This is a genomic window from Fusobacterium sp. (assembly GCF_030528405.1).
In the GTDB taxonomy this organism is placed as follows: Bacteria; Fusobacteriota; Fusobacteriia; order Fusobacteriales; family Fusobacteriaceae; genus Fusobacterium.
Genome location: NZ_JAUMYY010000030.1, coordinates 1 through 21,996, shown reverse-complemented (window position 1 = coordinate 21,996; position 21,996 = coordinate 1). Strand labels below are relative to the sequence as shown.

Annotated in this window: 20 protein-coding genes and 1 riboswitch; of the genes, 7 read left to right on the top strand and 13 right to left on the bottom strand. The window is 29.5% G+C overall.

What is annotated here, in order from left to right; translation table 11 throughout:
- Positions 1–331 precede the first annotated feature (331 nt).
- The 6 genes from Q4A58_RS05960 (at position 332) to Q4A58_RS05935 (ending at position 5,980) form a co-directional block, all read left to right on the top strand.
- Complete coding sequence (locus Q4A58_RS05960; RefSeq protein WP_303117456.1) at positions 332–1,252, top strand: TIGR01212 family radical SAM protein; 921 nt, start codon at positions 332–334, stop codon at positions 1,250–1,252.
- Positions 1,249–2,079 carry a glucosamine-6-phosphate deaminase gene (gene nagB, locus Q4A58_RS05955; protein ID WP_303117454.1) on the top strand — a complete coding sequence of 277 codons (831 nt, stop codon included), beginning with the start codon at positions 1,249–1,251 and terminating at the stop codon, positions 2,077–2,079. Before Q4A58_RS05960 ends, nagB begins: the two co-directional genes overlap by 4 nt.
- 243 nt (positions 2,080–2,322) lie before the next feature.
- The gene (locus tag Q4A58_RS05950) at positions 2,323–3,507 is read left to right on the top strand and encodes a L,D-transpeptidase (RefSeq protein WP_303117452.1); all 1,185 of its coding nucleotides are present in this window, start codon (positions 2,323–2,325) and stop codon (positions 3,505–3,507) included.
- A gap of 73 nt (positions 3,508–3,580) precedes the next feature.
- A complete protein-coding gene (locus Q4A58_RS05945) occupies positions 3,581–4,129 on the top strand; it encodes an OmpA family protein (RefSeq protein WP_303117450.1) in 549 nt (182 codons plus the stop codon).
- Positions 4,130–4,159: 30 nt separating this feature from the next.
- A complete protein-coding gene (locus Q4A58_RS05940; RefSeq protein ID WP_303117449.1) occupies positions 4,160–5,404 on the top strand; it encodes a pyridoxal phosphate-dependent aminotransferase in 1,245 nt (414 codons plus the stop codon).
- Positions 5,405–5,419: 15 nt separating this feature from the next.
- Entirely contained in the window at positions 5,420–5,980 is a 561-nt protein-coding gene (locus tag Q4A58_RS05935; protein WP_303117447.1) for a glycerol-3-phosphate responsive antiterminator, read from the top strand.
- A gap of 50 nt (positions 5,981–6,030) precedes the next feature.
- Here the strand turns inward: Q4A58_RS05935 and Q4A58_RS05930 are convergent, their stop codons facing one another.
- The 3 genes from Q4A58_RS05930 to truB form a co-directional block, all read right to left on the bottom strand.
- Positions 6,031–6,306, bottom strand: coding sequence for an HU family DNA-binding protein (locus Q4A58_RS05930; RefSeq protein ID WP_303117445.1), 276 nt, complete (start codon positions 6,304–6,306; stop codon positions 6,031–6,033).
- Between the two features lie 90 nt (positions 6,307–6,396).
- Positions 6,397–8,205, bottom strand: a complete 1,809-nt coding sequence (typA, locus tag Q4A58_RS05925) for a translational GTPase TypA (RefSeq protein WP_303117443.1) — start codon at positions 8,203–8,205, stop codon at positions 6,397–6,399.
- Between the two features lie 17 nt (positions 8,206–8,222).
- Positions 8,223–9,086, bottom strand: a complete 864-nt coding sequence (gene truB, locus Q4A58_RS05920; protein WP_303117441.1) for a tRNA pseudouridine(55) synthase TruB — start codon at positions 9,084–9,086, stop codon at positions 8,223–8,225.
- A gap of 194 nt (positions 9,087–9,280) precedes the next feature.
- Here truB and Q4A58_RS05915 point away from each other — a divergent pair, with 194 nt between their 5' ends.
- Positions 9,281–10,174: an Abi family protein gene (locus tag Q4A58_RS05915; RefSeq protein WP_303117439.1), complete on the top strand. Its 894-nt coding sequence runs from the start codon at positions 9,281–9,283 to the stop codon at positions 10,172–10,174.
- Between the two features lie 36 nt (positions 10,175–10,210).
- Here the strand turns inward: Q4A58_RS05915 and Q4A58_RS05910 are convergent, their stop codons facing one another.
- From Q4A58_RS05910 to Q4A58_RS05865, 10 genes are all read right to left on the bottom strand, one after another.
- Positions 10,211–11,662 carry a Na+/H+ antiporter NhaC family protein gene (locus tag Q4A58_RS05910; protein ID WP_303117437.1) on the bottom strand — a complete coding sequence of 484 codons (1,452 nt, stop codon included), beginning with the start codon at positions 11,660–11,662 and terminating at the stop codon, positions 10,211–10,213.
- A 110-nt stretch (positions 11,663–11,772) separates the two neighbouring features.
- Positions 11,773–12,567 carry a lysine 5,6-aminomutase subunit beta gene (kamE, locus tag Q4A58_RS05905; RefSeq protein WP_303117435.1) on the bottom strand — a complete coding sequence of 265 codons (795 nt, stop codon included), beginning with the start codon at positions 12,565–12,567 and terminating at the stop codon, positions 11,773–11,775.
- Positions 12,567–14,126, bottom strand: coding sequence for a lysine 5,6-aminomutase subunit alpha (kamD, locus tag Q4A58_RS05900; protein WP_303117432.1), 1,560 nt, complete (start codon positions 14,124–14,126; stop codon positions 12,567–12,569). Before kamD ends, kamE begins: the two co-directional genes overlap by 1 nt.
- 1 nt (position 14,127) lies before the next feature.
- Complete coding sequence (locus tag Q4A58_RS05895) at positions 14,128–15,594, bottom strand: hypothetical protein (RefSeq protein ID WP_303117430.1); 1,467 nt, start codon at positions 15,592–15,594, stop codon at positions 14,128–14,130.
- Positions 15,581–16,612 (bottom strand): hypothetical protein, encoded by a 1,032-nt coding sequence (locus Q4A58_RS05890; RefSeq protein WP_303117429.1) that lies wholly within the window; start codon positions 16,610–16,612, stop codon positions 15,581–15,583. The genes Q4A58_RS05895 and Q4A58_RS05890 overlap by 14 nt, the downstream gene beginning before the upstream one ends.
- Before the next feature lie 15 nt (positions 16,613–16,627).
- Positions 16,628–17,923 (bottom strand): L-lysine 2,3-aminomutase, encoded by a 1,296-nt coding sequence (gene kamA / locus Q4A58_RS05885; protein WP_303117427.1) that lies wholly within the window; start codon positions 17,921–17,923, stop codon positions 16,628–16,630.
- A gap of 63 nt (positions 17,924–17,986) precedes the next feature.
- Positions 17,987–19,024 carry an L-erythro-3,5-diaminohexanoate dehydrogenase gene (gene kdd, locus Q4A58_RS05880; RefSeq protein ID WP_303117425.1) on the bottom strand — a complete coding sequence of 346 codons (1,038 nt, stop codon included), beginning with the start codon at positions 19,022–19,024 and terminating at the stop codon, positions 17,987–17,989.
- Between the two features lie 38 nt (positions 19,025–19,062).
- Positions 19,063–19,881, bottom strand: coding sequence for a 3-keto-5-aminohexanoate cleavage protein (kce, locus tag Q4A58_RS05875; protein WP_303117423.1), 819 nt, complete (start codon positions 19,879–19,881; stop codon positions 19,063–19,065).
- A 15-nt stretch (positions 19,882–19,896) separates the two neighbouring features.
- Positions 19,897–20,286: a 3-aminobutyryl-CoA ammonia lyase gene (gene kal, locus Q4A58_RS05870; protein ID WP_303117421.1), complete on the bottom strand. Its 390-nt coding sequence runs from the start codon at positions 20,284–20,286 to the stop codon at positions 19,897–19,899.
- A gap of 91 nt (positions 20,287–20,377) precedes the next feature.
- Positions 20,378–20,559: riboswitch (Lysine riboswitch) on the bottom strand.
- 478 nt (positions 20,560–21,037) lie between these two features.
- The coding region (locus Q4A58_RS05865; protein WP_303117419.1) for an autotransporter outer membrane beta-barrel domain-containing protein at positions 21,038–21,996 on the bottom strand (959 nt) is incomplete at its 5' end.

Genomic DNA, 21,996 nt, shown 5'->3' with positions numbered 1-21,996 from the left:
GAGAAAAAGAAGATAGAAGAGGAAGTGTAGGAGCAGATTTAAGTTTAGGCTTAGATAATGAAAGATATGGAATCACAGCAAGCATAGGCTATGATACAAAAGGAAAGAACAAGAAAGCAGGTTTAGGCTTAAGAATTATCTTCTAGTTGTAGAATATATGAAGTTTGAAAAGGAATTTTAGTTTAAAAATCTAAAATTCCTTTTTTATCAATATTTTTTTATATTTTCTTAAATATATTTTAAATTAAAAACTAAAATTTAAAAAAAATGTTATAATATTTAAAAGTTCTTAAAATAGAAATTAAAAATCTTGTTAGAGTATAGGTAAATTATGAAAGAAAAAATAAACACAATAAATAATTTTTTAAAAAAAGAATTTGGAGAAAAAATATATAAACTTTCTCTTGATGGAGGATTCTCCTGTCCTAATAGAGATGGTAAACTTTCTTATGGAGGTTGCATATTTTGCTCTGAAAGTGGTAGTGGAGAATTTGCTGCTACTAAAATCAAAACAATAAGTGAGCAGATTGATGAACAAATAAAATCTATTAGTAAAAAATTTAATGGTAAAAAATATATTGCTTATTTCCAGAACTTTACAAATACCTATGCCCCTGTTGAATATTTAAAAAGAATATACGAAGAGGCTTTAAAACATCCTAATATAATTGGACTGGCTATTGCGACTAGACCAGATTGTATAGATGATGAAATTTTAAATTTACTTGTTTCCTTTAATAAAAAAACTTTCCTTTGGATAGAACTGGGGCTACAAACTATAAATGATGATGTTGCTAATTTCTTTAATAGAGGATATAAAACAGCTATCTATGAAAATATAACAAAAAAGTTAAATGAAAGAAAGATAAAATTTGTGACTCATATTATTTTAGGTTTGCCCTATGAAAAAAAAGAAGATTCTCTAAATACTGCACTTTTTGCAGAAAAATGTGGTACATGGGGGCTTAAACTTCATCTAATGTATGTTGTAAAAGGAACAAAACTTGAAACCTTATATAAAAATTCTGAATTAAAAATTTATAAAAAAGAAGACTATGTGAAAAAAATTATTAGCATTTTAGAAAATATATCATATAATATTATTATTCATAGAATAACAGGAGATGGAGATAAAAAAACTTTAGTTGCTCCTCTTTGGAGTTTAAATAAAAAAGATGTACTTAATTCTATACAGAAAAAACTTAAAGAAAGTAAAACATTTCAAGGAAAAAATAGGGAGGATATTTTATGAGACTTATTATAACAGAAAAAAATGTTGGAGATTGGGCTGCTGCCTATGTAGCAAAAAAAATATTGGATTTTAAACCTAATTCAAATAAAAAGTTTATATTAGGTCTTCCAACAGGAAGCACACCTTTGCAGATGTATAAAAGACTTATTCAATTTTATAAAGATGGGCTTATAAGTTTTAAAAATATTATAACTTTTAATATGGATGAATATGTCGGGCTTGATCCTAAACATCCACAAAGTTACCACTATTATATGTATGAAAATTTTTTTAAACATATAGATATTGAGGAAGATAATATCAATATACTAAATGGGATGGCAGAAAATTATATACTTGAATGTAAAAAATATGAGGACAAAATAAAAGAGCTGGGAGGCATTGATTTATTCTTGGGTGGAATCGGTGTAGATGGACATATAGCTTTTAATGAGCCTGGTTCCTCTCTAAGCTCCAGAACAAGAGCTAAAGAGCTTACAGAAGATACTATAATTAATAACTCAAGATTTTTTGATGGAGATGTTAATAAGGTTCCCAAACTTGCTTTAACTGTAGGAGTTAAAACTATAATGGATGCAAGAGAAGTCTTAATAATGGTAAATGGGCTTAATAAAGCCAGAGCACTTCATCATGGTATTGAATGTGGTATAAATCATCTATGGACTATATCGGCATTGCAACTTCATGAGAAGGCTTTAATTGTTGCTGATGAAGATGCCTGTGCTGAGATAAAAGTTGGGCTTTACAAATATTATAAGGATATTGAAAAAGCAAATCTTGATAGTGACAAATTGATTAATGAACTTTATTTAAATTATTCCAAATAAATTAAATAGAAAATTAATTTATAATTTCAAAATTATAAAAATTTTTAGAATATGTTTTGTTTATATTTTTTTATTACAAAACATATTCTTTTTTTATCTAACAATTTATAAAAAAAAGAATATTTATTACTTTTTTCTATGAAATTATTTATATATCAATGACAAAATTTATTGATAGAATTCTATAACTATGTTAAAATACAAAGAAGAATTTTTTAACTGAAATATGTAAATGGAGGAAAAATGAAAAAAAATAGATTTTTACTATTAATATTTACTTTTGTATTAATGTTAGCATCTAAAAGTTTTGCTGATGAATCTTTTATGGATAACAATGAAGTAGAAATTATAGCTAACTATGACAATAAGATTCCTAATAATCTTAGTGTTAATATAAAGTATGATAAGTATCCTGAAGTTTTAGATTATGTTTTTATAACATCTCGTTCTGCAAATCTTAGAAAAACACCTGAAACTACTTCAGAGTCTAATATTATAAAAAAATATGTCTATGATACTAAATTAAAATTAATAAAGAAAATAAAATATCAAGGAAATTTTTGGTACTATGTTCAAGATGACAAAGGAACAACTGGATATATTGCAGCAAGTGTTACTGCAAAAAGAAGTTTTAGATTCCAAATGGCACTAGATAAGGTTAATAGTCTTGAAAATTTTATCAATAATTCCATAGATAATTCATATAAAATGGCTAGTACTAATACCTATGTAGCAAATCCTAACCATGAAAATTTATCTTGGGATAGAGATAAATATGGAACTGGTATAGATCAAAATTTAATTGGTACCTCTAAAAAAGGTGAAAAGATAATAATTCCAGATAGATCAGTTATAAAGATTGTTGAAGACAAAGGAGATAAAGTTGTTATAAAAGCTCTTTCTATTCCAGAAGAGTTGGAAGTACCTAAAAGTAGAATAACAAGCTCTCCTAATATAAAGAAAGATTTTAAAAAGGTAATTACCATAGATTTGGCTAATCAAAACTTTATTCTTTTTGAAAAAAATGGAAGTCGATGGGAAATTATTAGTTATGTGTATTCTAAAACTGGCATTGATAGTAAACTAGGTTTTGAAACTCCTAAGGGATACTTTGTTGTTCCAACTGCAAAATATGTTATGGCGTACAATGATGAGACTGGTCAAAAACAAGGAGCTGCAAGATTTGCTATAAGATTTACTGGCGGAGGTTATATACATGGAACTCCTGTAAATGAGCAAGAAGAAATAAATAGAGAGTTTTTTATAAGACAAAAAGAATTTACTTTGGGAACTACAACTGGAACTAGAAAATGTGTTAGAACAACAGAAGGTCATGCTAAATTTTTATTCGATTGGGTTGTAAAAAATCCAGATAAAAGTTCTAATTCCCAAAATTTAACTGATGATTTATATGTTATAGCATTTTAATTTTTATTTTTACTGTTTTCGTTACTTTATATTTTAAAATATAAGGTTAATACATTAAGGAGGATAGAAACATATGAAAAAAATACTATGTTTAGCTGCACTTATTTTAAGTTTAATTGCATGTAGGAATACAAAAAATACTTCTTATATAAAAGATTTAGGTCTTTCTTCAGATAGTAACTATTCTTTACAAGATTTAGAATCAAATAAAAAAAGATTGGAAGATATCATTGTTTTTAATGAAAAGGGAGTTAGTATAAGAAGAGAAGGAAATAATTTAATTCTTTCAATGCCTGAATTAATATTATTTGATTTTGATAAATATGAGGTAAAAGATGGAATAAAACCATCTCTTAGTACACTTGCGAGAGCCTTAAAAGAAAATAAAGACATTCGTATAAAAATAGATGGTTACACAGATTTCATTGGAAGCGAAGGTTATAATTTGGAACTTTCTGTAAAAAGGGCAAAAGCAATAAAAAATTTCCTTGTTTCTAAAGGAGCTATAGAAAATAATATTTCAATAGAGGGCTATGGTAAACAAAATCCTGTTGCAACTAATAGTACAGAGCAAGGAAGAGCAAGAAATAGAAGAGTCGAATTTATAATTTCAAGAGGATAAGACAAGATTCAAATAGGGGGAGTTTGAAAAATGTTAGCAAAGAAATATACTGGGAAAAAATTAGTGGATAATATTTTCACTGTTAGTAGAAAGGCAAAAGAAGCAATTACAAAATATGGTAAAGAAAATGTTATAAATGCCACAATAGGCTCTCTTTATAATGAGGATGAAAAATTAGCTGTATATTCTGTAGTCGAAGAGGTATATAGAACTTTACCTCCAGAAGACTTATATGCATATTCTACTAATGTCATTGGTGAAGATGAGTATTTATCTGAAGTAGAGAAAACATTATTAGGCTTTGATTTTAAAGAAACTATGGAAGGACTTTATGTTGCTTCCATAGCTACTCCTGGAGGAACAGGTGCTATTTCAAATACTATAAAAAATTATTTAAATCCAGGAGAAAAAGTTCTTTTACCTAATTGGATGTGGGGTACGTATAGAAATATAGTCTTAGAAAATGATGGACTTCCCGAAACTTATGAACTCTTCAATTCCAAGGGAGGATTTAACTTAGAAGATTTTAAGAAATGTGTATCTGAAATATCAAAAGAACAAGAAAATTTAATAGTAATAATAAATGAACCTAGTCATAACCCAACTGGTTTTAGAATGACTTATGAGGAGTGGGAAGAAGTTTATAAATTTATAAAAACTATAAAACATACTAATTTAATTTTGATAAGAGATGTTGCTTATTTTGAATATGATGATAGAACTGAAGATGAAAAAAATAAAATAAGAAAACTTCTACTTGATTTACCAGCAAATATTTTAGTTATGTATGCATTTAGTCTTTCGAAATCTTTATCAATTTATGGTATGAGAGTTGGAGCTCAAATAGCTGTTTCATCTTCAAAAGAAGTAATACAAGAATTTAAAGATGCCCTATCTTTTTCTTGTCGAGTGACTTGGTCTAATGTTTCAAAAGGAGGTATGAAACTCTTTGCCAAGATAATGAAAGATCCTATTTTAAAAGAAAGATTTTTAAAAGAAAAAAATGATTATATGAAATTATTAATGGATAGAGCAAACCTATTTTTAAATGAATCAAAGCATGTTGGCTTAGATTATCTACCATATAAAAGTGGCTTTTTTATCACTCTTCCAGTTGGAGATAAAGTTGACAAAGTTATAGAAGACTTAGAAGCAAAAAATATTTTTGTAATAAAATTTAATGATGGAATCAGAATAGGAATATGTAGTGTGCCTCTTCTAAAAATTGTTGGACTAGCAAAAAAAATCAAGGATTCTATTGAAAAATTTAATTAATATATGAGGTAAATTATGAAAATTAGGGAAATTTTAGAAAGAAATCCTGTCATACCTGCAATAAAAGATGATAAAACTTTTGAGGCTGCTCTAAATTCACATAATGAAATAGTTTTTATAATTATGTCCAATATTATAGATATTAAAAATATTTGTGTCAGATTAAAAGAACAAAATAAGATAGTTTTTATACATGTTGATATGATAGATGGTTTGAATAGTACAAGTTTTGGTGTAGATTATATTGTTAATAATATAAAACCTGATGGCATACTTACTACAAAATCTAATGTTGTTGCACATGCCCATAAAAATAATATAAAGGTCATTCAAAGATTTTTTATACTGGACTCTCTTTCTTATAAAAAAGCTTTACAAAATATTAAAGAGAACAAAGTAATTGCAGTAGAAATTATGCCAGGACTTATGCCTAAAATTTTGAAAAAAATTAGCTCACAAATCTATCAACCTGTAATTACTGGAGGGCTTATCTCTGAAAAAGAAGATATTATAAACGCTATCAATGCAGGTGCACTTTCTGTTTCTACAACTAATATAAAATTATGGGATATATAAATTTAAAGAGGCTATTGTAATAATTAAAATTACTATAGCCTCTTTATGAATTAATTTAGTTTTTCCAATAAAGCTTTTCCTGGTCTGAATTTAATAGATTTTCTAGTTCCTATTTTAACTTCTTCTCCAGTTTTAGGATTTCTTCCTAATCTTGGTGCTCTCTTAACAACTTCTAATTTTCCCCAGTTAATAATAGATATACTTTCTCCATTTAAAAGAGCTTTTTCCATAGTGTCGAATATTATATCTACTTTTTTCTCAGCTTCAACTTTAGTTGAGAAAACTCCTTTTTCAAATAATACTTTTGCTAGATCTTTTTTTGTCATATCTTTATCTCCTCCTAAAATATATATAATAAATTTTATACCATAAATTCCGTGATATTTCAAGTACTTTATTCTTTTTTCTTTTATTTTTTATTTATTAAAAGCCTTTCTTCTATCTCCTTCTTTTAATATTTTTTTTCTTAGTCTTACATTAGTAGGAGTAACTTCAATCAGCTCATCCTCAGCAATATAATCAAGTGCTTGTTCCAAAGAGAATTTCCTTGGTGTTGCAAGTCTAACTGCATCATCACTTCCAGCTGCTCTCATATTTGTAAGTTTTTTAGTTTTGCAAACATTCACTACCAAATCATTTTCTCTATTATGTTCTCCCACTATCATACCTTCATATACAGCTATACCAGGGTCTAAGAATAATGTCCCTCTATCTTGCAGATTATTAAGAGCATAAGGAACTGTTACTCCTGCCTCAGTAGCTATCAAAACACCCTTATTTCTTGTCGGAATATCACCTTTATACTCTTCGTAATCAAAAAATGAATGATTTAAAATTCCTGTTCCCTTAGTATCTGTCAAAAATTCATTTCTAAATCCTATTAACCCTCTAGCTGGAACTTTAAATTCAAGTCTTGTATATCCATCCTGTCCAGGTGTCATAGATAATATTTCTGCTTTTCTTATTCCCATTTTTTCTATAACAACACCAGTATAACTATCATCTACATCTATAAGTGCTAATTCTATAGGTTCTAAAATTTTGCCAGCTATATTTTTAAATAATACTCTTGGTTTAGAAACTTGTACTTCAAAACCTTCTCTTCTCATATTTTCAAGTAGAATAGAAAGTTGAAGCTCGCCTCTTCCTTTAACTATAAAAGCATCAGGAGTATCAGTAGTTTCTATTTTCATACTTACATTTGTCTGTATTTCCTTTTGCAACCTATCCCATATATGTCTTGAAGTAACAAATTTTCCTTCTTTTCCAACAAAAGGAGAATCATTTACCATAAAAGTCATAGCTAAGGTAGGTTCATCTATATCTATTGGAGGAAGCTGTATGGCTTCATTTACATCAGCGATAGTTTCTCCTATATCAATATCTACAAGACCTGCTATACAAACAATATCTCCTACACTTGCTTCTTCCACTTCTATTCTTTTTAATCCTTCATAAGCATAGAGAACAGAAATTTTAGCTTTGACTTCTCTGCCATCTCTTTTTATTAGAATGACATCTTGATTTCTTTTAAAAATACCATTATGGATTCTTCCTACAGCTAGTTTTCCAACATAATTATCATAAGCTATATTGGTAATTAAAAATTGACTTGGTCTATCTATATCTCCATCAGGATCTTGAACATGTTCAAGTATAGTTTCAAACAGAGCTTTCATATCAGTTGTTTCATCAGTTAATTCTCTTTTTGCAAAGCCTGACTTCCCAGAAGCATATACAACAGGAAATTCTAGTTGATATTCATTAGCATTTAATTCTATAAACAAATCGTAGACCATATAAAGTACATCTTCTGGTCTAGCATTGGCTTTATCTACTTTATTCACTATAACAATTGGTCTGTGACCTTGTTCTAAAGCTTTTTTTAATACATATTTTGTTTGAGGCATAGGACCTTCAAATGCATCAACAAGTAATAAAACAGAGTCAACCATCTTCATAATTCTTTGAACCTCTCCACCAAAATCAGCATGTCCAGGAGTATCAACTATATTTATTTTATAGTCACCATATCTTACAGAAGCATTTTTGGAAAAGATAGTAATTCCTCTCTCTCTTTCTATATCATTTGAGTCCATTACCCTCTCTTCAACTTTTTCAAGCTCATGAGCTTTAAAGGCACCACCCTGCCTTAATAAACAATCAACTAAGGTTGTTTTTCCATGATCAACATGTGCTATTATAGCAATATTTTTTATTTTCATTTTTATTTCCTTTCTTCTTAGAAATATTTATATCCTTTCAGTAAAACTTCATTTTTAATTTGAGATAGACCTAGAAATTTATTTTCATAATAAATTCTGTATTTTCCATTTATGCTTTTTTCTCTTATTTTTACTGTATTTCCATTTAAAAATAGAATTTTTTCTTTTTCATTTTCTAATGAATATTTGGGAAAAGGAAAAATTTCCTCAACTGACTTTAAAAAAGAAAAATTATTATTTTGGAAAAGTTGCTCTATTTTTTCTAAAGTATATGAATTATCCAAACTAAATTTCCCCACTTTTTCCCTTCTAAGAGCTGTCATAGTTGCATAAGTTCCTAAATTTCTACCTATATCATAGATAAGACTCCTTATATAACAGCCTTTTGAAACCTTTGTCCTTATATGAGCTTTATTATCACTGTAGTTAACAAGATCTATATATTCAATATTCACTAGTCTTTCTTTTCTATCTATCTCTATTCCTTTTCTTGCTAAATGATATAATTTTTTTCCTTCAATCTTTATAGCAGAGTACATAGGAGGTAATTGTTTTATACTTCCTCTAAAATTTTCTATACTTTTTTTTAGCTCTTCCTCTTTTATTAATCGCTCGTCTCTTTCTAAAACTTTACCTTCACTATCATAAGTATCAGTCGAGTAACCTATGTCAAAAGAGGCAAAATATACCTTATCTTCTGCTTCCAAATCAGCAGCAAGTTTTGTCGCTTTTCCTAAGCAAATTATCATAAGACCTGTAGCAAGAGGATCAAGAGTCCCCGTATGCCCTATCTTTTTAAATCCTAATATTTTTCTTAACTTTCTAATTACATCAAAAGAACTTATTCCTTTTGGTTTATCTATAATTATTATTCCATCCAAAATTATCTACCTCACTTAGAAATTTGACTTTTAATTATAACATGAAAAATAAAAAAAATATATTTATTTTTTGAAAAATATATTGACAAATTTCAAAAATATTTTATACTATAATTGAAAGATATCAATACCCTTGCATGTCAGTATGACACAGACACGTCTGAAGCAAGGGTTTTTCCTTTATGGAGGTTTAAATGACAAAAGACATACATTTTGATTATGAAATGCAACTTGACCAATTTATTCAAAGGGGTATAAAAGTAAAGAATAGAAGAGATGCCATTCATCGCTTGAAGCATTTAAGCTATTATAAATTGAAGGAATTTGCTTCCTTTTTTAGACAAACTAATGGACTTTATAGGGAGGGAACTTTTTTTGAAACTATTATTCAAAATTTTTATTATGATAAAAATTTAAGAATGGAATTTTTAAAATGTTCTGAAAAAATAGAGCTTTCTATTAAAGCTAGGATTTGCTATGTTCTAGGAGCAAAATATGGAGCTTTTGGCTATCTCAAATTTCATAGTTGGTGTGATAGAAGCTTAGCAAAGGAACTTATTTTAAAAGAAGAAGACAATTTTAAAAGAAAAATTTTAAAAAAAATGAGAGTTTTCTCAGATAATCAGCTTGTTAAAGAGTTCATTTTTGAAAATCCAGATAAAAAATATCTTTCTATTTGGAGAGTTTCAGAAGTTTTAACCTTTGGAGAAGTTTTAAGTTTATTTACTTTAATGTCACATCAAAATAAAGTTGCAGTTGTAAAAAATTATGGTTTATATGTAGATGAGTTTGTATCATATTCAAATAATATAAAGTTTGTTAGAAACCTATGTGCACATAATATGGCAATTATAAATTTAAAATTAAAAACAGTTCCTAAATTAAACTCTAATCTTCAAAGATATATTTCAGATCCCTATAAAATTATGACTCCAATATTAATAATGGTTTATTTTGTTAAAATAATCAATCCTAATTATAATTTTAAAGATTTATACCATACTATATCTCAATTTTTAGAAAAATTTAACCCAAGTGTTATAGGTTTAAAAGATCAAAGTGAACTTAAGGAATTTTTAAATAAATAAAAAACCTCTCCTTTTAAAGGAGAGGTTTCTTATTTATTAATTACTATATTTTTTTAATCTTACAGCTGGTTCTGAAGGTAGTTTAAATAGAGGTACTAATCTATCTAAACCTGTCACAGTTAAAACTAGCATACTTATAACAGCTACCATAGCTATAAAGTTATATTTTATAATATCTATAGCTACAAATTCATGTAATGGATAAACTATTGAAGCTATACCCATATAGAAAGCTATATAAACGTGCCAAGGAATAAGTTGTGAACCAAAAACTCCCATAGCGTCACTGAATGTTGCATTTCTAAGCTTTAAAACATAAAGATCTTCTTCTGAACCTTCTACATTATCTTCAACTAATTCTTTAATGATTGGCCCTATTGTAACTATTTGTGCCATTTCATCTGCGAGAGCCATATTACCAAATATTGATAGAAGTGCATTATAGAACATCAATTGTTTTACGCTTCCTGAAATTTTTGTTACTATCTTTGATACAGGTTCAAAAGCATTCATACTTCTCATTACACCACCAAATGCAGCAACCCACATCATCATAACAACAACCCATGACCCTGCATCAGCAAATCCAGTTACCATCATATCTAAATAGTCACCAGTAGAAGTTACTGTACCAGCTAAAGTACCTAGTAAATAAGCAGATATTACTCCTGAGAATAAACATATAAAAGTTTGCACTCCCATAAAAGCTAGAGCTAAAACGATTACAAGTGGAATCGCCATAAATAGAGGAACACCATTTTTTACTTGTTCTAATAAGCTAACAGCAGAAGCTCTTTCTTCAGCAAGTTTAACCCAAACATCTTCTGGAATATTGTTTATAGCTTGAGCTGCATCTCCAACAGTAGAAGGTAAGCCCATTGTAATTCCTGCTATTCCAAAAATAATGATACCTGTTACAAGTACTAAACCTGACCAAACACCTTGGTGTCTAATTCTTCTAACAACTTCTACACCTTGAATCCCAGAACTTACTATAGTAGTATCCGAAATAAGCCCTATATTATCACCAAAACACGCTCCTCCTGCTATTGCTGCAGTAGTTAATAATAAATTTCCACCAACTATATGGTTTAACCATAAAAATATAGGTGCACAAGCAGCAAATGTACCCCAGCTTGTACCTGTTGCAATCGATAGAATAGCTGTAACTGCAGCCCCTACCATCGCAACTGTTTTTCCTGTAATCCCAACTTTCAATGCTATAATTATTAGTGATGCTCCAACTCCAGTTGACATAAATGCTTCTGCCATACCATAAGCTATCATTAATATGAATAATGCAACTTGAATCTCTCTTACACTTGCTATTGCAGAATCAACAACTTGGTTAAATTTTTGTTTTGAAAATATCATTGCAATAATACATGCATAAATTGTAGCTAAAGGTGCAGCTAAAAGTGCATCAAAACCTTTCATCATAAAAGCTGCTAGAACAAACACAGGACTTAATTTTAACAACGCTCCCATACCAAAACCTCCATTAATTTTTATTTTTTTATTTAAAATATTTTTTAATTAAAGATAACATTTTTTTATCGTTTTGTCTAGTATTTTTACAAAAAATTTAGTTTTTTATATTATTTTTTTACCATTCCCCTTTGAACCATTTCTTTTAAGACAAATGTTGCTACATCATCTGCATATTTTCCAGGCCCAAAACCTGCATCGTATCCTAATTCTTTAGCTAAGTCATTAGTTATTCTTGCTCCTCCTGCTATAAGTATTACCTTATCTCTAAGTCCTTCAGCTTCAAGCAGTTCAACTAAATTTGTTAAATTTTCAATATGAACATCTTTTTGAGTAACTGTTTGTGATACTAATAAAGCATCTGCTTTTAACTCTATAGCTTTCTTTATAAATTCTTCATTAGGAACTTGACTTCCTAGGTTATATGCACGAACCCCTTTATATCTTTCAAGCCCATAATGTCCAGCATAACCTTTCATATTCATTACAGCATCTATACCAACCGTATGAGCATCTGTACCAGTACTTGCACCAACCATTACAACTTCTCTACCGATATTTTCTTCTATATATTTTTCACATTCACTCATATCCATAGTGTCTATTTCTAAAGCTTGAACTTTTATTGCTGTATAATCTACACTAAATGAAGTCGCACCATATACTACATAGAATGAAAATTCCTTATCAAGTGCCTCAGCATGTGCTACTGCAGGATTTACAAAGCCCATTTTTCTAGCTAGTATTAAGGCTGCCTCAATACCCTTTTCATTACATGCAACAGGTAAGGTAAAGCTCATTTGAACTTTTCCGTCATTCATCGTATCGCCATAGGGTTTTATCTGTGTCAAATCAAGCGTTGTATCAAACTCTTTTTTATCCATAGAATATAATCCAGAACTCATTATCTCTCCCCTCCTAACATTAATGGAATAAACGGATTAAAATATGTAGCATCTTTTTCAAAAACGCCAGCTAAACCTTTTCCACCATCCATTGGTCTTCTTACACCACCGAATACACCTTTTTCAATTGTTTTAAATATTCCCATAGTTTCGATAGTCTTTAATAAATCTGCAGCTTTTTTAAGAACTTCTTGAGCTCTTGTATTCATTATTCCACCTTTTTTAAATTCTATATCATTTCCGAAATCCTTTAAATTATTAAAGATATATTTTGCATTTTCTATAGATAAAGCTCTATCTGACATAAATGGTGTATGGATTGCTTCTGTCAACATTCCTAACAAGTGGACTTTTTGACCAGTTGTTATAGTAACTATATTAAATAACGCATCTTGTATATGTCCTTTAAATATGTTCCCTGTCATAAACTTTGTAGGAGGCATATATTTCAAAGGTGCTTTAGGAAAAATTTCTCTTGCCATTTGTGCTTGAGCTAGCTCTAACAAGAAACCATTTTCTACTCCAGGCTCCATTTCAAATGCATGTCCTAAGCCCATTTGTTCTTCTGGTAAACCTGCTACCAATGCAAATTGTTCATTTATAAACTGAGAAGCTAAAACAGTATGAGCTTCCTCTACGGCATCTGCGGTAGTTAAGTAGTTGTCTTCACCAGTGTTTATTATAACTCCAGCATATCCATTTATAATTCTTGAGAAAAATTGATCAACCAATGTTCTCTTCATATTAATATCTCTAAATAATATTCCGTATAGGGCATCATTTAACATCATATCAAGTCTCTCTAATGCTCCCATTGCAGCAATTTCAGGCATACAAAGTCCAGAACAATAGTTACAAAGTCTTATATATCTTCCTAACTCAACTCCAACTTCATCAAGAGCCTTTCTCATTATTCTAAAGTTTTCTTGAGTTGCAACAGTACCTCCAAAACCTTCTGTTGTTGCACCATAAGGTACATAGTCAAGTAAAGATTGTCCAGTTGTTCTTATAACGGCAACAACATCTGCACCTTGTCTTGCAGCAGCAACAGCCTGAGTAACATCTTCATATATATTTCCTGTAGCAACTATAACATATATATAAGGTCCTTGTTTATCTCCTCCAAATTGCTCCAAATAATTTTCCCTATCTTTTCTATTATTTCTTATTCTTTCCACAGTTTTAACAGCTATATCATTTAATTTTAATCTAATTTCAAAGTCATCATGCCATTTCATTTTTGTTAAGTCTAGTTCTTTTTTATCAACTTTCTCTGCAATTTCTTGTGGACTTAATCCAGTTTCTATCATTGCATTTCCTATATATTTTGCTACTCCTAGACCTATATTTCCATTTTCTTTTATATAATCAACAATTACATTTGGTAATGGTACCCCAAACTCATCAATACCATCAATACCTAGTAGTCTACAAATTGTTCTCTCAACAGTAACTGTGCTATGTGCATCTATAAATACTTGTGCATCTGCAGCTATTTTTTTAGCAGATTCACGAGCTTCTGCAACCAAGCCCCAATCAAGATCCAATTTATTGTTCATGCTAGTCCTCCTCCGTATACTCTTCATAAATCATCTCAGAAATCTCTTCATCCAACCCTATTAATTTAGCTATATTATACGCATCTTTAGGAACCTCTGTACTTTGGCTTTCTTCTAAACTAAAATCCATATTTTCCTGAATTAGTTCCATTGAATTATTATTAGCTAACATTCTATTTTTCAATTCATCAAAGTTTATCTTTTTCAATCCAACCACTTGATAATGTTTCATACCCTCTGTAATAACAGCATCAAAGTGTGTAGTTATGACTGAAATACTTTCTTTTAAATTTAAATATTTAGCAAGAGCCCTTACAAATTTTTGTCCTTCTTTAGGATTCGTACCTCTTGCAAACTCATCAAATATAATAAGACCTGAGCCTTGGCTAAGCCTCTTATTTACTTCTTTTAATTTTATTATCTCAGCTCCAAATGTACTAAGACCTTTTGAAATATCTTGCATATCATCAGAAACAAAAAATAAGAAATTCAATAAAGAAATTTTTGCTTCACTAGAAAAAGTAAAAAATCCCATATGGAAAAGTAAAACATTTTCTGCAATAGTTTTTAAAGCAACAGATTTTCCTCCCATATTAGCACCTGTTATTACGGTTGTCCCAGTATTTAACATAATACTAATAGGAGTATACTTCTTATTAGAAGCATTTAAATATTCTCTAACTTCCAAATTTATAGCATCTTTTAGAATAATTTGTTTCTTATTCTTTACAATTTCAGGTCTCATACCACCATATTCATTAGCAAATTTAACCTTTCCTAAAACTAAATCAAGTTCAGCAGATTTTTTAATATTTTCTATAAAGTCAGGCATAAATTTTTTTATTAATTTGGATAGTCCCTTTCGAACTTTAAATTCCTCTCTTTCTTCATCAACTAGTATGGATAATCTTTCTTCTTTTAAAGATTTTAATTTTTCATAGTCCTTTTCAATGAATAATTTCTTTTCAACTTCCTTTTTTTGTCTACGAATCTCTTTTAAAATAACTGAATAAGACTCGTATATATGAAAAGTAGATATCCTTTCATCATTTGGATCTAAAATTTTTATAAGTTCGCTCAAATCTTTTAGTATGTAATTTTGGAAAATTTCATTTTTTTCTTTTAAAAGTTTATTTAATTCTTCAAACATAAATGCTTGAGCTTTTATTTCATATAAATCAACTACATCCAATATCCCATCTTCTAAAGAACAGTTAGCAAGCGTTTTAATATCTTTTAGCTTATGTAAAATAATTTCTATTTCCATAAGTATTTTTTTTTCTTCAAGAATAAATTCTTTGATTTTTTCCATTTGAAGAAATTCACCTTCAAGCTCCTCTTCATCACCAGGAAGGTAAATTTTTAAATTATTTAACTTCTCTTTTCCATATGGAGATAAAATTTCAACTCTTGATAACAAATCTTTAAAGTTGAGCCTATTTATACTGTTTTCATCAATAAATTTCATTTTCATCACCCACAACATCTATTATAGGAATGTTTATTTCTTCCTTTAATCTTTTTTTGAATTCATTCTTATCAAAGTCTATACCCAATGGAGAATGTGGATTACAAGTAATAAATAATAAATTGATCTTATTTAATACCTTAAATTCAATTCCACATAATTTAGCTTTGTTATAAAGAGCATTATCAATAAAAAATTTTGTTCCATCCTCTACAACAAGAGTAAAATTAGAGAAAGTTCCTCTATTTTCTATAAAAGTTTCCATAATTTTCTCTGTTATAGCTCCTCTTATACAAAAATATTCTGTTTCTTCTGATAAAAACTCTTTAATTTTATTAGCCAAGTCTATAGAATTACTTACATCTATAAATTCAACACTGCCATCTTTTTTTATATTTATAGCTTTCACTTTTTGAAGATATTCTTTTATATTTTTCTCTATATTTTTTATTTCATCAAGCATTAAAAAATTTACTGTTTTTTTGGTTTCTTCAACAACCTTTAACATATCTAAGGATAAAGCTGCTCCTGTAGCTAAAATAGTTGCATCACTAACATCACTGATAGCAGTACTTTTTCTACTAAGAGCTCCATCCACAATAGTTATTTCACTCCCAAATTCTTCCATAAGCTCAATAACTTTTTTTACTTGAGCATTATATGATGGACCTGCTATGTCGACATATCCATCAGATAAAGCTCTAACTACTACTATATCTCCCATAGGGGTGGTGAAATCAGTAACATAAAGAATTTCTTTAGTAATATCACATTTATTTAAGCAGTCTCTCCCCGTTGCAATAATACTTCCTTGTCTTATATAAATTCTTGGTTTATCTGTACTTGTAACGACATCTGTATCTTCACCATCTCTACCTATAGAAGTTATAGCTAATATTTTTTTATCTCCTATGTCATTTATAAGTTTATTTAATAAAGTTGTTTTACCAACATTTTTTTCCATACCTATTATAGATAATCTTTTATAGTTTTCGATAAACTCATAAACACTTTTCATTATTATTTCCTCACTTTAATTATGTTCACAATCACATTTTTCAGTGTTTTCAGCTTGTCTTGCTTTATTTCTTTCATGTCTTGCTAAATGACTTGGTTCAAGAGCCATTTGTTTTCCTTGTAGTAACATATTAACTCCTGATACTTCATACATAGCCTCAAATTTTTCTTCATCATAACAAGGTTCATGTACATAATTTTCAGGTTCTGTATAAGTTGTTATAACTCCTTCAAAGTTTCTTAACACCACTCTTCCTGGAGCTTGAGAAACTATATATTGCGGCATTGCAGGAGTTTTTCCTCCTCCACCTGGAGCGTCAACAACGAATGTTGGAACTGCATATCCAGAAGTATGACCTCTTAATCCTTCTATTATTTCTATTCCTTTAGAAACAGGTGTTCTGAAATGTTCAAGTCCCATAGATAAGTCACATTGATAAATATAATAAGGTCTTACTCTCATCTTTACTAAATCATGAACTAATCTTTTCATAACTGCAACATTGTCATTTATTCCTCTTAATAAAACTGATTGATTTCCTAATGGAACTCCTGCGTTTGCTAGCATTTCACAAGCTTGTTTAGCTTCTGGAGTTATTTCTTGAGGATGGTTAAAATGTGTATTTAACCAAATTGGATGGTATTTTTTTAACATATCACATAGTGCTGGAGTTATTCTCTGTGGTAATACAACAGGAGTTCTACTTCCAAGTCTTATTACTTCAACATGAGGAATAGCTCTTAATTTCTTAATTATACTTTCTAAAAATTTATCAGAAACAAGTAGAGCATCTCCACCTGATAATAATACATCTCTTACTTGAGGAGTTCTAGCTATATACTCTATAGCTTTATCTATTCTATCCATAGGCATAGAATCATCATGTGCTCCTGCAAATCTTCTACGTGTACAATGTCTACAATACATAGAACACATATCAGTTATTAGAAGTAAAACTCTATCAGGATATCTATGAGTCAGTCCAGGAACAGGAGAATCCTCATCTTCGTGCAATGGGTCAAGTAAATCTGCATCTGATTGATGGATTTCTTGTACTGAAGGAATAGCTTGCTTTCTTATAGGACATCTTTCACTGTCCATATCTATTAGTGAAAAATAATATGGAGTTATAGACATTCTTAAAGTCTCAAGAGTTCTTTTAACTCCTTCTTCTTCATCAGCACTTAGATTTACATATTTTTTTAAATCTTCAATTTTTTCAATTCTATTTCTAACTTGCCATGTCCAGTCATTCCATTGTTCATCAGTTACATTTGGGAAAAATTTTGCCCTAGTGTTCATAGTATTCATATCATCATCTCCTTATAATTTTAAATAAACTTTGTAGTAAATTAATATAGTTTTTATTTTTAATTACAGATATAGTTCATTGAATATTTCTCTTAAAGCCGCACTCTCTCTCAATTCTTCAAGAGTTATTGCAGCATGATCTATAGTATAACCATTTCCTACTATCATAGTTATATCTTTTCCTACGCCTTCAGCACCAAGTGCAGCCTTAGTGAATGAAGTTGCCATAGAGAAGAAATAAGCTATACCTAAATTTCTTACAGGAAGTATAGTTGACATCTCTGTATTTGCAACATTTACACAGTTTATTGCCACATCAACTTCTCTTCCACAGTTTGCAGCTAAAACAGCGTCTAAAACTTCCATAGGCTTTGTTGCATCTGCTACAACTATATTTATTTTAGGACTTACTCTTGAAAGTAACGCTTTTTCTTTTTCATTTCTTACTAAACCAATTACATTTCCAGTTGGTCCAACTCTTTTAACAGCTTCGTATGCACAAAGCATTCCTGATTTTCCAGCAGAACCTAAAATAACAACAGATTCACAAGGTTTTACTAATTTTGCAACTTGTGCAGGAGCTCCAGCGACATCTAGAGCAGCTAAAGCCAAGTTTTCTGACATATCTTCAGGTAAAACTGCATATATACCACTTTCAAATAATATTGCTTTTCCCTTTATCTCAACTCTATCTATGTCAGGTTTTACATCTATTATTTCATCTATTCTCAATGGAGTTAATGAAAGTGAAACTAGAGTTGCTATTTTATCACCAACTTTTAAGTTAGTTTTTCCAGCAAGTTCTTCTCCTATTTTTTCAACCTTTCCAATTAACATTCCTCCTGAACCAGTTACAGGATTTTGCATTTTCCCTCTTTCTGCAACTATTTCTTTTATTTTTGCCTTTATTTTTTCTACATCATGTCCAGCCTCTTCTTCAATTTGAGTAAAAGAAGCAGAATCTATATTTAAAGCAATAACATCTATTAAAATTTCATTTGAAAAAATTTCCATATCATTACAAATTTTTATAGCTGGTTGTGGTAAAATTCCAGCAGGTTCAATTACTCTATGTGTTCCATATTTACATCCTTTTTTCATTTTTATCCTCCAATTTAATTTGTTTATTCAATAAATGTCTATCTACTTTTCAATCCTAAAATTTCTCTAGCTTCATTTGGACTTGCAATTTCTCTTCCTAATTCTTTAGCAATTCTAACAACTCTCTCTACTAGCTCACCATTAGATTTTGCTAGAACTCCTTTATCAATGTAAACATTGTCTTCAAACCCAACTCTTACATGTCCTCCCATAACTATAGCTAAAGCTGCCATTTGAAATTGTGATCTTCCAACTCCAGCAACAGTCCAAGTAGAACCTTCTGGAATACTATCAACCATAAATGCTAAGTCCCTTGCAGTTGCAGCTATCTGTACACCCATAACAAAGTCAAAATGCATTGGTTTTTGTATAAATCCCTGTTTTTGATATCTTATTGCTAGATCAATCATTCCTTTATCAAAAACTTCAACCTCAGGTTTTACTCCTCTTTCTATAAGAATCCTTCCAAAATTTTTAATCGTATTCTCTGTATTTACAAAAACTTCATCTCCACCAAAGTTACAAGTTCCACAATCAAGAGTAGCCATTTCTGGATGTAGCTCAGTTGGTTGTAGTCTTTCTAGATCTGTCATTCCTACAGCCCCACCAGTTGAAGGTTGAATTATAACATCTGGACATTTTTTTTGAATAGCCTCCATACACACTCTATATCTTTCTTTATCTTGAGTAGGAGTACCATCATCTTCTCTAACATGTAAATGAATAATACTTGCTCCTGCTTTATAAGCTGACTCAGCTTCTCTAACTATTTCATCAACAGTATAAGGAACTGCTGGATTATGTTCTTTAGTAACTTCTGCACCACATATAGCAGCTGTTATTATTAACTTTTCCATTCCTTTCGCCTCCTTTTATTTTTTATTTTTTCTTTGTTTATCCTTTGGAGTTACACAAGTTCCTGTTGCTCTACATACAACTATTGGCTCTGACAAAACATCAGCAGCAGAATCAGAAATATCTGGTCTTGGAACTATAACTTTTCTAGCTTCAAATACCATTTTTCTTGAAGAGTTTCCTACATTTACAATTTCTCCTACAGCTTCTATATAGTCTCCAGCAAAAACAGGAGCCATAAATTCAACACTGTCGTAAGCTTTAAATAAACCTTCATCTCCATCCATTTGGATTAAAAGTTCAGTAGCAACATCTCCGAACAATTGTAGCATCCTAGCACCATCAACTAAATTTCCTCCGTAATGTGCATCATGAGAACTCATTCTCAATCTAATTAATGATTTCATAAAAAAGCCTCCTTAAAATAAAAAAATCATAATAAAATAGAGCTGCATATAAAAAGTTGCCTTAGTCTATCCATTATGAATCAAACGAAAAACTATAAATAGCTCTCCATATTCAAAACGAATATGACAGTCAATGTTCATCACGCATTGACCAAGAAAAATAAGCATAAGCTCTTACTTTTCTTTCGGCAACTATGCCCTTCACATAAAGCATCGGTGGCTTATACCTTAACATCTTTATGCTACCTACATATTTGCACCTCTATTTTATTTCCTTATTCAGTTTTAATTAAATATACCAACCTTGACTTCCTTAATATATACTAACATCATACCTTATGACATAATTATAATATTATTTTTTCAAATAGTCAATAAATTTTTTGAAATTTATTTTCACTTTTTTCTTTATTTGCTCTAAATAAGAACATATAAATATAAAACTTTGGACTATTAATGTTGTTTATAAAAAAAATAAAGAAATTTTCTAAGTATTATTTTTTCTAGTTTTAAAGAAATATTTCTTATTTATATTTTTTATAGCATTTAATTTTTAATATTATATATGCTTTAAATTAAATCACAGTTTTTTATATATAGGAGTATAAGTTTATTTAATAAAAAATTCTATTTCATCTCTTCTATATTTCATAGTATAAAATATATTTATTTTTTTATTTTCTTATATATTAAAAAAGGAACTTTAGTCTTTTAAACTAAAATTCCTTTTCAAATTTTGTATATTTTCCTACTAGAAGATAATTCTCAAGCCTAAACCTGCTTTTTTGTTCTTTCCTTTTGTATCATAGCCTATGCTTGCTGTGATTCCGTATCTTTCATTATCTAAGCCTAAGCTTAAATCTGCTCCTACACTTCCTCTTCTATCTTCTTTTTCTCCTCTTATGTTAAACCAGTCTGCATTTGTATGCGCTACCCTTGCCTTATTCTTAGCATTGGCAACTCTTCCTAATTCGTTTTCATATTTTACACCAAGTTTTGCATTAAAGAAGTTTCTTCCTGATAGTGGAGTCTTGTAGATTAATTCTCCTCCTATTTCCGGTTTTATTGAAATATAGTCATTAGCTTTAATTTCTAATCTCATTTCTCCGGATTTTTCATCTATCTTTTGGAATCTTCCATATTCTGCTTTAATACTTCCATATCCTCTTAGGCTAAAGTCTTCACTCAGTCTGAATGTTTTACTTAGTTCATTCTTAAGCGCTAATCCATATGACCAGTATTTAGATCTTGCATTAAATATTTCATCCACAACTAAGAATTTTCTATGCATCTTATTATAACCTGCAAAAGCTTCTCCTGATATAGTCCAGTTTAAACTGTTATTATCATCAAAAGCAACTGATTTAAATAGACCCAACTTAGCTTGTAGCATTTCTTCTTTTGAGTTTCCTATATCTTTGAAACTGAATTTATTGTGAACTAAACCTGTGTACCATCCACTTGATTTACCAAGTTTTACAGTTTCATTTTCTCCAACATAAGCAACTCCATAAGCATTATTTTTGTAATCTATTATACCTGCCGTATCAGTTGAATACTCTCCCTTCATTCCAAATACTTTTATCTTATTTGAATCCTTAGATGCTGTTCTCCATTCATCTTTTAAGTAATCAAATTCTTTATCAAGTATTTGTCCTGTTGAGTGTATTCTTTGTTGAATATTTGCATACTGATGTCCCATCATTTCAT

What these genes read in the sequence shown, in the direction of transcription:
- Q4A58_RS05960 (WP_303117456.1), top strand. Translation starts at nt 332, where the DNA reads ATGAAAGAAAAAATAAACACAATAAATAATTTTTTAAAAAAAGAATTT.
- nagB (WP_303117454.1), top strand. Translation starts at nt 1,249, where the DNA reads ATGAGACTTATTATAACAGAAAAAAATGTTGGAGATTGGGCTGCTGCC.
- Q4A58_RS05950 (WP_303117452.1), top strand. Translation starts at nt 2,323, where the DNA reads ATGAAAAAAAATAGATTTTTACTATTAATATTTACTTTTGTATTAATG.
- Q4A58_RS05945 (WP_303117450.1), top strand. Translation starts at nt 3,581, where the DNA reads ATGAAAAAAATACTATGTTTAGCTGCACTTATTTTAAGTTTAATTGCA.
- Q4A58_RS05940 (WP_303117449.1), top strand. Translation starts at nt 4,160, where the DNA reads ATGTTAGCAAAGAAATATACTGGGAAAAAATTAGTGGATAATATTTTC.
- Q4A58_RS05935 (WP_303117447.1), top strand. Translation starts at nt 5,420, where the DNA reads ATGAAAATTAGGGAAATTTTAGAAAGAAATCCTGTCATACCTGCAATA.
- Q4A58_RS05930 (WP_303117445.1), bottom strand. Translation starts at nt 6,306, where the DNA reads ATGACAAAAAAAGATCTAGCAAAAGTATTATTTGAAAAAGGAGTTTTC.
- typA (WP_303117443.1), bottom strand. Translation starts at nt 8,205, where the DNA reads ATGAAAATAAAAAATATTGCTATAATAGCACATGTTGATCATGGAAAA.
- Q4A58_RS05915 (WP_303117439.1), top strand. Translation starts at nt 9,281, where the DNA reads ATGACAAAAGACATACATTTTGATTATGAAATGCAACTTGACCAATTT.
- Q4A58_RS05910 (WP_303117437.1), bottom strand. Translation starts at nt 11,662, where the DNA reads ATGGGAGCGTTGTTAAAATTAAGTCCTGTGTTTGTTCTAGCAGCTTTT.
- kamE (WP_303117435.1), bottom strand. Translation starts at nt 12,567, where the DNA reads ATGAGTTCTGGATTATATTCTATGGATAAAAAAGAGTTTGATACAACG.
- kamD (WP_303117432.1), bottom strand. Translation starts at nt 14,126, where the DNA reads ATGAACAATAAATTGGATCTTGATTGGGGCTTGGTTGCAGAAGCTCGT.
- Q4A58_RS05895 (WP_303117430.1), bottom strand. Translation starts at nt 15,594, where the DNA reads ATGAAATTTATTGATGAAAACAGTATAAATAGGCTCAACTTTAAAGAT.
- Q4A58_RS05890 (WP_303117429.1), bottom strand. Translation starts at nt 16,612, where the DNA reads ATGAAAAGTGTTTATGAGTTTATCGAAAACTATAAAAGATTATCTATA.
- kamA (WP_303117427.1), bottom strand. Translation starts at nt 17,923, where the DNA reads ATGAATACTATGAACACTAGGGCAAAATTTTTCCCAAATGTAACTGAT.
- kdd (WP_303117425.1), bottom strand. Translation starts at nt 19,024, where the DNA reads ATGAAAAAAGGATGTAAATATGGAACACATAGAGTAATTGAACCTGCT.
- kce (WP_303117423.1), bottom strand. Translation starts at nt 19,881, where the DNA reads ATGGAAAAGTTAATAATAACAGCTGCTATATGTGGTGCAGAAGTTACT.
- kal (WP_303117421.1), bottom strand. Translation starts at nt 20,286, where the DNA reads ATGAAATCATTAATTAGATTGAGAATGAGTTCTCATGATGCACATTAC.